Annotated in this window: 7 protein-coding genes; all 7 read left to right on the forward strand. The window is 51.3% G+C overall.

Annotated elements, in window-relative coordinates:
* Positions 1-359: 359 nt before the first annotated feature.
* Positions 360-2453, forward strand: coding sequence for a BT4734/BF3469 family protein (locus DWX62_RS00905; RefSeq protein WP_120172525.1), 2094 nt, complete (start codon positions 360-362; stop codon positions 2451-2453).
* 229 nt (positions 2454-2682) lie between these two features.
* Complete coding sequence (locus DWX62_RS00915) at positions 2683-3849, forward strand: DUF1343 domain-containing protein (RefSeq protein WP_034523026.1); 1167 nt, start codon at positions 2683-2685, stop codon at positions 3847-3849.
* A gap of 144 nt (positions 3850-3993) precedes the next feature.
* Positions 3994-5448 carry a sodium:solute symporter gene (locus tag DWX62_RS00920; protein ID WP_008662791.1) on the forward strand — a complete coding sequence of 485 codons (1455 nt, stop codon included), beginning with the start codon at positions 3994-3996 and terminating at the stop codon, positions 5446-5448.
* Between the two features lie 15 nt (positions 5449-5463).
* Complete coding sequence (locus DWX62_RS00925) at positions 5464-8586, forward strand: xanthan lyase (RefSeq protein ID WP_035446994.1); 3123 nt, start codon at positions 5464-5466, stop codon at positions 8584-8586.
* Between the two features lie 19 nt (positions 8587-8605).
* A complete protein-coding gene (locus DWX62_RS00930) occupies positions 8606-10465 on the forward strand; it encodes a PQQ-binding-like beta-propeller repeat protein (protein WP_008662787.1) in 1860 nt (619 codons plus the stop codon).
* A 24-nt stretch (positions 10466-10489) separates the two neighbouring features.
* Positions 10490-11950, forward strand: a complete 1461-nt coding sequence (locus tag DWX62_RS00935; RefSeq protein ID WP_009037755.1) for a glycosyltransferase family 2 protein — start codon at positions 10490-10492, stop codon at positions 11948-11950.
* Between the two features lies 1 nt (position 11951).
* On the forward strand, positions 11952-12884 hold the full coding sequence (locus tag DWX62_RS00940; RefSeq protein ID WP_005824968.1) for a DUF4922 domain-containing protein: 933 nt from the start codon (positions 11952-11954) through the stop codon (positions 12882-12884).
* The last annotated feature ends 39 nt before the right edge of the window (positions 12885-12923 follow it).

Below are 12923 nucleotides of genomic sequence, written 5' to 3' on the forward strand. Positions count from 1 at the left end.
GTTAAAGGGTTACATTATACGATAAAGCACTGCACGGAACACGTGCGAAGTACGTACGCAGTCTGTTGAAGTACAAAGGTTATATCACAGCCCAGCCCGTGAGCAGAACCGTTCACTGTAGTGAGCTGCTCCGTTCACTAATATGAACAAGAAAGACCACTTTAGTGGACTGTTCATAAACTCTGGTGTAAAAATAGACAAAACTATGGGGATAAGCAAAGAAACAAACACCTTTTATAAAAGAAACATATAGACATTCCACCCCAAAAAAGAAGCCAATCGGAAAATAATCCTTGAAAAGCTTGTATCCCCCCCTTTCCCGGCGTATCTTTACAAGAATATTACATACACGATAAAGAATGAAAATCACACTGATCAGAGAGGAACGCGAAAGCGGAAAAGAGGCCGTCAGCACACAAGAAACGGACATGTTGATGGAAAAGCTGAAAACAGAGAACAAGACCGGATACATTACGGAGCTGCGTAGCATCATCCCGCATTTGAAAGGGACCAACGCCCGATATGAGCATATCGACAGACTGCCGCGTCTCTATCCCGCCGTAGAAATGACCCGCACCAAAGCAGGAGAACACCGGATAAAGACCTACAACGGGCTGGTACTACTGGAAGTAAACAATCTGGCCGGGGTGGCCGAAGCCGAACTGGTGAAACAACAAGCCGCCCTGCTGCCGCAAACCTTTGCCGCCTTCTGTGGCTCCAGCGGACGAAGCGCCAAAATATGGGTACGCTTCACCCTGCCCGACGGAGGGCTTCCAAAGAATGAAGACGATATCGCCTTATTCCACGCCCACGCCTACCGCCTGGCAGTGAAGTGCTACCAACCCCTTCTCCCTTTCCCCATCACCCTCCAGGCTCCTTCACTCCTACAAAGCTGCCGGATGACCGTGGACGAACAGCCCTATTATAGCCCCACCGCCGTGGCCTTCTGCCTGGAACAGCCCTGCGCCCTGCCCTCGGAAGACAACTACCGCCAACGGAAACAGCAGGAAAGCAATCCGTTGCTGAGAATGACTCCCGGCTACGAAGTGGCGGACACATGCAACCTGCTCTTCGAGGCCGCCCTCGACCGCGCCTTCCGCGATTTGGACAACTGGCGACGGGGCGACGACCTGCGCCCGCTGCTGTCCCGCCTTGCCGAACATTGCTTCAAAGCCGGCATTCCTGAAGAAGAAGTGGTGCGCCAGACACTGATGCACTACTACCGGGAGGCAGACGAACCCCTTGTACGCCTGACGCTGCATAACCTTTACGGGGAATTGAAAGGCTTCGGCACCCGCAGCAGCCTGAACAAAGACCAGGAAACTGCTTTCCGGCTGGAGGAGTTCATGAAACGCCGCTACGAATTCCGCTACAACACCGTGCTTGGCGACTTGGAATACCGGCAGCGCGACTCCATCCACTTCTACTTCCAGCCTGCCGACCAGCGCGTACGCAGCAGCATCGCCATGAAGGCACTGAAAGAGGGAGTACGTGTGTGGGACCGCGACATCACCCGCTTCCTGTCTTCGGACTACGTGCCGCTATACAACCCCATCGAAGAATATCTCTATAACACTGGACGCTGGGACGGCAAAGACCGCATCCGCGCATTGGCCGACCTCGTGCCCTGCCACAATCCCCACTGGAGGGAACTGTTCTACCGGTGGTTTCTTGGCATGGTGGCACATTGGCGGGGAATCGACAAACAGCACGGCAACAATACCTCGCCCCTGCTCGTAGGTTCGCAAGGTTACCGCAAAAGTACTTTCTGCCGTATCCTATTGCCACCGGAGCTACGTTTCGGCTACACCGACAGTATCGACTTCAAGAGCAAGCAGGAAGCGGAGCGCAGCCTTGGCCGCTTTTTTCTGATTAACATCGACGAATTCGACCAGATAAACGCCAATCAGCAAGGCTTCTTGAAGCACCTCCTGCAAAAACCGGTTGCCAACCTGCGAAAGCCCTACGGTAGCACTATTCAGGAAATGCGCCGCTATGCCTCCTTCATCGGGACCAGCAATCTGAAAGACCTGCTGACCGACCCGTCGGGAAGCCGCCGTTTCATTTGCATCGAAGTGACCGGCCCTATCCAGACAAACGTCACTATCAATTATCGCCAGCTCTATGCCCAAGCCATGCACGACATCATGAAGGGTGAACGCTACTGGCTGGACGACACTGACGAAGCAATCGTAAAGGAGTACAACCGGGAATTCGAGCGGGTAGACCCATTGGAAGAACTTTTCCTTTGCCATTTCCGTGGCGCGGAGGAGAGCGAAGAAGGCGAATGGCTCACAGCCATGCAGATTTTCAACGACCTGCAACAGAAAACGAGGGATAAGTTGGCCATCAACCGGATAGCAGCTTTCGGGCGCACGCTCCGCAAGCTGGACATCCTCAACAAGAAATCGAACCGGGGAACACTTTATCATCTGGTAAGAATAGAAGAATGAGCCGGCACTCCCACCGATTGTACCAAAGTGAGGGCAAACTTGGCCCTCACTCTTTTTATAAAAAGTATTTCCGTACGCAGTTGATGCAGTTCAACCATTATTAATAAGGTGAACAGTTGACTATTTGCAAATTATGATTGATAATACTAAAAATACCCAAATAAGTGTTTTTGATATTAAAATAAAACGTATCTTTGTTGCAAACAACGTCCTCCTTAATAATACTATTATGAAGAAACTGCTGCTTTTAGCCTTTGTGCTATGTAGTTCTTTACTGTGCCGGGCACAAGAAGAACGAGTTATTTTAGGTGATGAACAGACTTCCGAGTATTTTCCAATCCTAAAAGATAAACGAATTGCCATATTCTCCAATCATACTGGAATGATAGGAGACAAGCATCTGCTGGACATTCTGCTGGAAAACAAGTTCAATGTAGTAGCCATTTTCTCCCCTGAACACGGTTTCAGAGGAGATGCCGACGCAGGCGAACACGTGTCCAGCTCGGTAGACAAGAAGACCGGAGTACCTATCCTCTCGCTGTACGACGGGAAATCCGGAAAACCAAGCGAAGCATCCATGCGCAAGTTTGATATCCTTGTGGTAGACATCCAGGATGTAGGCCTAAGATTCTATACTTATTATGCCTCTATGTGCCGGCTGATGGACGCTTGTGCAGAATACAACCGCAAGGTGCTGATACTGGACCGCCCCAATCCGAACGGACACTACGTGGACGGCCCGATACTGGACATGAAATATAAATCCGGTGTAGGTTGGCTGCCGATTCCCGTGGTGCACGGCATGACGCTGGGCGAACTGGGCCTGATGGTAAACGGCGAACGCTGGTTGCCGGCGTCACGCACTTGCGACCTGACCGTCATTCCCTGCAAGAACTATACGCACCGGACCCTATACAAGCTGCCGATTCCCCCGTCCCCCAATCTGCCGAACATGAAGTCCATCTATCTGTACCCCTCGACCTGCTATTTCGAGGCCACTCCGGTCAGTCTGGGAAGAGGAACCGACCTCCCCTTCCAGGTCTACGGGCATCCCAACATGACGGGCTACAGCTACAGCTTCACCCCGCGCAGTGTTCCCGGAGCCAAGAATCCGCCCCAGTTGGGCAAGCTTTGCCACGGCGTGAACCTAAGCAACATGAGCGACGAGGAAATCTGGAAACGCGGTATTGACTTGAGTTACGTGATAGACGCTTACCGGAATCTGAACATGGACGACCACTTCTTCCGTTCCTTCTTCGAACTGTTGATAGGCACCGACTACGTGCGCAAAATGATAAAGGAAGGGAAGAGCGCCGAAGAAATCAAGGCAAGATGGAAAGACGACGTAGAGAAATTCAAGGTACAGCGCAAGCCCTATCTGCTCTACGAAGAATAAAGACATGTACAATTCACTATTTACAATGTACAATTTCAGAGAAGGTACAATTCAAAAGTAAATGGGAAGGTACAACAGTTTATACTAAAGAAACGCCGCATGGCAAATTGTAAATTGTAAATGAACAAATTGTAAATAAACATTATGACTCCACTATCCGTAATCATCACCATAGCCGCCTACTTCGCGATACTGTTCACGGTATCCTATATTGCAGGAAGGAAGGCAGACAACGCCGGCTTCTTTGTGGGTAACCGCAAGTCATCCTGGTATGTCGTGGCGTTCGCCATGGTCGGTTCCGCCATTTCAGGTGTGACCTATGTATCTGTACCCGGCATGGTTGCCGCCAGCAGCTTCGGCTATCTGCAAATGGTGTTGGGCTTCATTGCCGGACAGCTCATCATAGCCTATCTGCTGGTACCGCTATTCTACAAAATGAACCTGGTATCCATCTACGAATATCTGGAGAACCGTTTCGGCATGTCTTCCTACCGCACGGGTGCCTGGTTCTTCTTCATCTCCAAAATGCTCGGTGCCGCTGTCCGTCTGTTCCTCGTATGCCTGACGCTGCAACTGCTGGTATTCGAACCTTTCGGACTGCCTTTCCTGCTGAACGTGGCCATCACGGTGGCACTGGTCTGGTTGTACACTTTCCAGGGTGGCGTAAAGTCTCTTATCTGGACAGACTCTCTGAAGACATTCTGCTTGGTGGTGTCGGTCGTACTCTGCATCTGGTATATCGCTTCCGACCTCAATCTGTCATTTACCGGTATGGTAAGCACCATTGCCGACAGTGACATGTCCCGCATCTTCTTCTTCGACGATGTGAACAGCAAGCAGTACTTCTTCAAGCAGTTCCTCGCCGGTGCCTTCACCATGATTGCCATGACCGGGCTGGATCAAGACATGATGCAGCGCAACCTGAGCTGCAAGAACTTCAAGGACTCACAGAAGAACATGATTACCAGTGTCATTTCGCAGTTCTTCGTCATCCTGCTTTTCCTGATGCTGGGCGTGCTGCTCTACATCTTTGCCGCCAACCAGCAGATTGCGGTGGAGAAGAGTGACGAACTGTTCCCGCTGATTGCCACCGGCAACTATTTCCCTGCCATTGTGGGCATACTGTTCATCATCGGCCTGATTTCTTCTGCCTATTCAGCCGCAGGCTCGGCACTCACCGCGCTGACCACTTCCTTCACCGTAGACATTCTGGGAACGAAAGGCAAGTCGGAAGAGACGGTTGTGAAGATGCGCAAGAAAGTGCACATCGGCATGGCGGTTGTTATGGGAATCACCATTTTCGTATTCAATCTTCTGAACAACACCAGTGTCATCGATGCTGTATATATCCTGGCAAGCTATACCTACGGTCCTATCTTGGGTCTGTTTGCTTTCGGCATTTTCATGAAACAACAAGTGCGTGACAAGTACATCCCGCTGGTTGCCATCGCCTCCCCGGTTCTCTGCTTCATTCTGCAGAAAAATTCCGAAGCCTGGTTCGGAGGTTATCAATTCAGCTACGAGTTGCTGATTTTCAATGCACTGTTCACTTTCATCGGTCTCTGTCTGTTGATTAGGAAAGATAAAAAGAACAATTAACTTAATACATCATCTATGAACGTAAGACGTCAGTTTTTACTAAGTTTGCTTGCCGCCTCCCTCTTCCCCCAATGGGGAGGTGCGCAAGAACTTCCGACGGATGTCCGTCAGGAAATCGGGAAATTCCTGGATACCACCGCACGGAAAGAAGTTTCCGTAGGACGTATCAGCATCGACTCAGTGGCCGTGGAAGGAAATACGCTGCAACTGTTTGCCAACATGAACTGTGCCTATATTCCTTTCCGCGAGGACAATGTAGCCGAAATATACCAGGGCGTAAGTGCCCTGCTACCGGCGGAGTTTACCAAATACAAGCTGCAAATCCGTACCAACAAGCGCAGCATCGAAGAACTGGTTCCCCAAGTCCTGCGTAGTAAAAAAGACAAAAAGACGAAGACATTCAATCCCGTCGCTTCCAAGCCTTTAGTTACCGACATTTCCGCCCCCTACACCCCTACCAACGGCTTGCAGAACCGGCACATCGCCCTATGGCAAAGCCACGGCTGGTACTACGAGCCGAAACTCGACCGTTGGGAATGGCAGCGTGCACGTATCTTCCAGACCGTGGAAGACCTCTACACCCAAAGCTACGTATTGCCTTTCCTCGTGCCGATGCTGGAAAATGCCGGTGCCAACGTGCTGCTTCCCCGCGAACGCGATTGCCAGACGGCAGAAGTCATCGTAGACAATGACGGTTGCCTGACCGGCCGTTCCGTCTATACAGAAAATTCCGGTGACAAGCTCTGGAGCCAGGGAGCAGGACAAGGCTTCGCCCACCTGCGCCCCCAATACATAGACTTTGAGAATCCTTTCAAGGAAGGCACTTACCGCGCCATAGAAACCATCAAGAAAGGAAACGCAAGCACCGCCGAATGGATTCCCGAAATCCCTTCGACCGGACAATACGCCGTATACGTCTCTTACCAAACCTTGCCAAACAGCGCGGACGATGCCCTTTACACCGTCTATCACAAAGGCGGCACCACGCAGTTCAAGGTAAACCAGCAAATGGGAGGCGGCACCTGGATTTACCTCGGCACCTTCGGCTTCAATGCCGGTCGGAACAATGAATGCAAAGTCGTTCTGAGCAACCTTTCCTCCAAAGTAGGAAGAATCATCACCGCCGACGCCGTGAAGATTGGCGGCGGTATGGGGAACATCGCCCGCCGCATCTCCAACGAGGGCGCTACGGAAAACCTGAAAAGCTCCGACACCCGCAACCTGCAAAACACCCATACAGGCAACATCCAAGACCGTGTAACCTATTCTCCATTGTCCACTATCAATTATCAACTATCTAACTATCCCCGCTTCTGCGAAGCCGCCCGCTACTGGCTGCAATGGGCAGGCATACCGGACAGCGTATATTCAGAAAGCAACGGAAAGAACGACTATACGGATGACTATAAATGCCGTGGTATCTGGGTGAACTACCTTTCCGGAGGCTCTGCCGTGAATCCGACGGAGAGAGGGCTGAACATCCCCGTCAACATGGCCTTCGCCTTCCACTCCGATGCAGGAACTACACTGAACGATTCCATCATCGGGACACTCGGCATCTACCATACCAACGCCTACAATGAGAAGTTCGCCAACGGAGCATCACGCTATCTGAGCCACGACCTGACAGACTTGATTCAGTCCAACATCGTGCGCGACGTGCGTACCCTCTACGAACCTCAATGGACACGCCGTGGCAAATGGAACCAATCTTACTATGAGGCCCGTGTACCCCGCGTACCTACCATGCTGCTCGAACTGCTTTCCCATCAAAACTTTGCAGACATGCGCTACGGACTGGACCCACGTTTCCGTTTCACCGTAAGCCGCGCCATCTATAAAGGTATGTTGCAGTTCCTCTGCTCACAATACCACATGGATTATGTAGTGCAACCGTTACCGGTAGACCACATGGCCTTGCGCATGACCAGCGAGAACGAAGTGGAACTGACCTGGCAACCCGTAGCGGATGCGTTGGAACCGACTGCCGTAGCAGAGAAATACATTGTTTATACCCGTATCGGCGACGGGGATTTCGACAACGGAGTATTGGTGGACGGCAACAGTTACCGAACCACGCTCCCCGCCGGCATGGTATGCAGCTACAAGGTTACCGCTGTCAACAAGGGCGGTGAAAGTTTCCCTTCCGAAATTCTTTCTGCCGGACGAGCATTCAATTCCAAAGGTACCGTATTGGTGATAAACGGATTCGACCGTATCAGTGCCCCTGCCGACTTTACGGCACCCACCCCCGCCGACACCCTCCTTGCCGGATTTCTGGATGAGCAGGACCACGGGGTCCCCTATATCCGGGACATCAGCTACATTGGCAAGATGAAGGAATACCGCCGTTCCATTCCCTGGATGGACGACGACGCCTCCGGTTTCGGCGACAGTTATGGAAATTACGAGACCCAAGTCATCGCAGGAAATACGTTCGATTATCCTGCCATACATGGTGCCGCTATCCTGAAAGCGGGATATTCGTTTGTATCGTGTAGCAACGAAAGCCTCTCCCCCAACCCCTCCCCCGTAGGAAGGGGAGATAAAAATACTTCGGTAGATATGAAAGAGTATAGGTATGTGGACTTGATACTTGGGAAACAGTGCCAGACCAAGATGGGACGGGGAGGCGTAAAACCGTTGGAGTTCAAGACTTTCAGCAAACCGATGCAGGAGGCTATTGTGGCTTATTGTAAGCAAGGTGGAAATATCTTTGTTTCGGGCGCTTTTGTAGGAACGGATTTATGGGACAACCGCCTTGCAACTGCCGACGAAGCCGACAAGAAATTTGCGATGGAAGTACTGAAATATAAGTGGCGTGTGGGACAAGCGGCTACAATGGGTAAGGTGAAAAGCGTAGCTTCTCCGTTCCCCGCCCTTTCAGGAAACTATACCTATCACAATGAGCTGAATGCCGATTCGTATGTGGTGGAATCACCGGACGCCATTGAACCGGCAACCAAAGATGCACACACCGTGATGCGGTATTCTGAAAACAACCTGAGTGCCGGTGTGGCCTACCAAGGCGACTACAAGACTTTTGTATTGGGATTCCCTTTTGAATCCATACGTACTGATTCTGAAAGAGAGGCACTCATGAATGCTGTGCTGACATTCTTCAACGACAACAAATAATATCAACCAATCATCATCTATGAACAGAAGACTGTTAATAATTGTCCTGATGGCTTGCCTGCTCCCCCTGGGGATGCAGGCACAGCAAGGGACATTCCGTTTTGCCCAACTGACAGACATTCATCTGACCCCGAACAATCCGAATCCCACTGAGGACTTGCTGCGTTCCATAGCACAGATTAATGCCACCGACAGTATCGACTTTGTCCTGGTGACGGGCGACCTGACCGAAGAAGGCGACCGTGCCACCATGGAAAAAGTGAAATCGTGCCTTGACTTGCTGAAAGTACCCTACCACGTAGCCCTTGGCAACCATGAAACGAAATGGAGCGACTCCGGCTGCACCGCTTTCGGAGAAATCTTTGGCGGCGAACGCTTCGAGTTCGAGCATAAGGGATTCCTTTTCCTCGGCTTCAACTCCGGTCCGCTGATGCGTATGGCCTACGGGCATGTAGTGCCGCAAGATATCCGTTGGATGACGGAGGAAATGGAGAAAAATGGCAAAGACAAACCGGTGATACTTGTCACCCACTACCCGCTAATGGACGGGGATGTGGACAACTGGTATGAGGTGACGGATGCCGTCCGCCCTTACAACGTGCGCCTGTTTATCGGCGGGCATTATCACAGCAACCGGGATTTACGTTATGACGGCATTCCGGGCGTACTGATGCGCAGCAACCTGCGCGACAAAGAAGGAAAACCGGGTTATGGCATTTACGAAGTAACCAAAGACTCCATCCGTGTATACACGCAACGTATCGGCGAGCCTAAGAAGCAATGGGCTGCCTTCTCGCTGGCCGGGCAATATTACGACCGCAATGGAAAAGCGGAGAAATATCCCGACTTCTCGGTCAACAAGGAATATCTGAAAGTAAAGGAACAATGGATGGTACAGACGGGTGCAGGCATTTACTGCTCGCCCGCCGTAGAAAAAGATAAAGTGTTCGTAGGAGACGATATGGGACGGCTGACAGCCTACGCCCTGAAAAACGGCAAAAAGCTATGGAGCTTTGAATCCGGCAAACGTATTGTCGGTACTCCGGCCGTAAGCGAAGGTATCGTTGTATTCGGGTCTGCCGACCGCCACATCTACGGATTGAATGCCAAAGACGGCAACCTGCTCTGGACGGTAAGAGCTGCCGAACCGGTACTCGGAGCCGTGACCATCGCAGACGGTACCGCCTACATCGGTGCCAGTGATGCCACTTTCCGCGCCACAGACATCCATACAGGAAAAGTAATCTGGACCTACACCGGCGTGAAGGGCTACATCGAAACCAAGCCGTTGGTGACGGAAGACAAGGTCATCTTCGGCGCATGGGACAATACACTGTATGCCTTGAACAAGACTGACGGACGTGAGTTGTGGAAATGGACGGGCGGACTGACCCGCATGCACTTCTCTCCTGCCGCCGTATGGCCGGTAGCTGCCGACGGTAAAGTATTCATTACCGACCCGCAACGCGCCATGACCGCTATAGACATCCATACGGGCAATACCGTGTGGCGCACCTTCCAGTCCATGGTGCGCGAGACCATCGGACTTTCCGAAGACGGTGAACGTATCTATAGCAAAACGATGAACGACAGCATTGTTTGCTATGCAGCTCAAGGAGATACTCCGCGGGAGTTGTGGGCAACCAATGTAGGTTTCGGTTATGAGCATGCCCCCTCCATGCAAGTGGAAAAAGAGGGGGTAATGTTTGGCAGTACCAAAGAAGGACTTATCTTCGCACTGGAAGGAAAAACAGGCAAAGTACTGTGGAAACATAAAATAGGAAATTCACTCATCAGTACCGTAGTTCCGTTGAACGGCCACGAAGTTCTATTCACGGCAACCAGCGGGGAAGTGGGACTTCTGAGAATTAAAAATTGAGAATTAAAAATTAAAAGATATATCATGAATAAAATCAGTTGCTTTCTTCCCTACGCAGGAAAAGAACAAGTAGAAAAAACAGTGAATAGCCTACAGGCGACAGGACTTATAGAAGAAATCCGGTTAATCACGACCGATGCCACTCTGGAATCGCTCCCGGACTGCGAAATATTGTTTGTTGACATGCCCTACAGCAGTGCAACTCTCAAAGCTATTGCTAATGCAGCCAAGGGAGAATACACATTGCTTTATACCAAAGAGACTACGCTCGAAATGGGTATGTTTGCACTGGAACGTATGATACACATCCTTGAAGATTCAAGCGCCGGTATGGTATATGCCGACCACTACCAAATAGCAGACGGCAAGCAGAGCAACGCTCCGGTAATCGACTACCAATTCGGTTCCTTGAGGGATGACTTCAACTTTGGCTCCCTGCTCCTTTTCAACACCGAAAAACTAAAGGAAGCCGCCGGACACATGAAGTCTGACTACAACTTCGCCGGACTTTACGACCTGCGCTTGAAATTGAGCCAACATTCAGACTTGGTACATATCAACGAATACTTATACAGCGAGGTGGAAAACGATACCCGCAAGAGCGGCGAAAAGATTTTCGACTATGTAGACCCCAAAAACCGTGACCGCCAGATTGAGATGGAGCAGGCATGTACCGAACATCTGAAAGAAATCGGGGGATATCTGGCACCGGAGTTCAAGAAGATTGAGTTCTCTGCCGGTAACTTCGAATATGAGGCCTCCGTCATCATTCCGGTGCGCAACCGTATCCGTACCATCCGCGATGCCATCAAGTCGGTACTGATGCAGAAGACAGACTTCAAATATAATCTTATCATCATCGACAACCACTCCACAGACGGCACAACGGAGGCCATCGACGAATTCAAGGACGACGAACGCCTCATCCATATCGTCCCCGAACGCAACGACCTCGGTATCGGCGGTTGCTGGAATGTAGGTGTACACCACCCCAAGTGTGGCAAGTTTGCCGTGCAGCTGGACAGCGATGACGTATACAAAGACGAAAACACACTCGCCATCATGGTACGCGCCTTCTACGAACAGAACTGCGCCATGGTGGTAGGCACCTATATGATGACGGACTTCAACATGAACATGATTGCTCCGGGCATCATCGACCACAAGGAATGGACTCCGGCAAACGGACGCAACAACGCCCTCCGCATCAACGGTCTGGGTGCCCCGCGCGCCTTCTATACCCCGGTACTGCGCGAAGTGAAAGTACCCAATACCAGCTATGGCGAAGACTATGCACTGGGACTGAACTTCTCCCGCCAGTACCAGATAGGACGCGTGTACGACGTGGTCTACCTCTGCCGCCGCTGGGACGACAACTCCGATGCCTCACTGGACATCGTGAAAATGAACGGACACAACCTCTACAAAGACCGCATCCGTACCTGGGAACTTCAGGCACGCATAGCGATGAACAAAAACAAGTGATATGAATCAAACGATACACCATCTTCTGACTGGACAATTGGCATCCTGGGAGACGGCACGCAACAACTATGCCGCCCTCTCCGGTGTGCGGGTGAAAGAGCTGAATGTAAACGGGATACTTTATAAGGTACAGTTCAACCCCGCACGCATCGTTTCCTCCGGTGCCAAAGTGGATGCCAAGTCCATCCTGGAACGGAAATGCTTTCTGTGCCCGGCCAATTTGCCGCCGGTACAGAAAGGTATCCCGTTCGGAGGACACTACAATATTCTGGTGAATCCGTTCCCCATCTTCCCCCGCCACCTGACAGTACCGGAACTGGCACATACCCCTCAACGCATAGCCACCCGCTTCACCGACATGCTGGAGCTGGCCGAGGCGCTGACGGATTACACCATCTTCTACAACGGTCCCAAATGTGGTGCTTCCGCCCCCGACCATGCTCATTTCCAGGCAGGAAACAAAGGGTTCATGCCTATTGAAAAGGACTGGCGCGGACAGACTGCCGGGAAAATAGCCGATTATAGGAAAGCAGCACTGTGGTATCTTGACGACGCTCCCCGTGCCACACTTGTGATTGAATCCACCTCCAAAGAGGACGCGGCAGACTTGTTCGACATCATTTACCGTTCTCTGGACGTGAAACCCGAAGAAGACGAGCCGATGATGAACGTACTGGTCCTATACGAGGCCGACCGTTGGGTGGTCTTTGTCTTCCCGCGCGAGAAACACCGCCCCGCCTGCTATACTGCCGAAGGAGAAGCCAATCTGTTGAGCAGCCCGGCATCCGTCGACTTGGGAGGTGTCTTTATCACCCCCGTAGAAAAGGATTTCTTGAAAATCACTGCGGAAGACGTGGCGCAGATATTAAGTGAAGTATGCCTCTCTGCCACAGATTTCCACAAGGTACGGCAGCGTATCAGGGAAAAAATATGACTTCTGAAATCCAAGAACTCTAATTTTAAAGAAATACCA

The organism is Bacteroides sp. AF20-13LB, assembly GCF_003603065.1.
In the GTDB taxonomy this organism is placed as follows: domain Bacteria; phylum Bacteroidota; class Bacteroidia; order Bacteroidales; family Bacteroidaceae; genus Bacteroides; species Bacteroides uniformis.

Bases quoted from the DNA above. Each gene is read 5' to 3' on its own strand.
- DWX62_RS00935 (WP_009037755.1), top strand. From the start codon at position 10,490: ATGAATAAAATCAGTTGCTTTCTTCCCTACGCAGGAAAAGAACAAGTA.
- DWX62_RS00940 (WP_005824968.1), top strand. From the start codon at position 11,952: ATGAATCAAACGATACACCATCTTCTGACTGGACAATTGGCATCCTGG.
- DWX62_RS00915 (WP_034523026.1), top strand. From the start codon at position 2,683: ATGAAGAAACTGCTGCTTTTAGCCTTTGTGCTATGTAGTTCTTTACTG.
- DWX62_RS00920 (WP_008662791.1), top strand. From the start codon at position 3,994: ATGACTCCACTATCCGTAATCATCACCATAGCCGCCTACTTCGCGATA.
- DWX62_RS00925 (WP_035446994.1), top strand. From the start codon at position 5,464: ATGAACGTAAGACGTCAGTTTTTACTAAGTTTGCTTGCCGCCTCCCTC.
- DWX62_RS00905 (WP_120172525.1), top strand. From the start codon at position 360: ATGAAAATCACACTGATCAGAGAGGAACGCGAAAGCGGAAAAGAGGCC.
- DWX62_RS00930 (WP_008662787.1), top strand. From the start codon at position 8,606: ATGAACAGAAGACTGTTAATAATTGTCCTGATGGCTTGCCTGCTCCCC.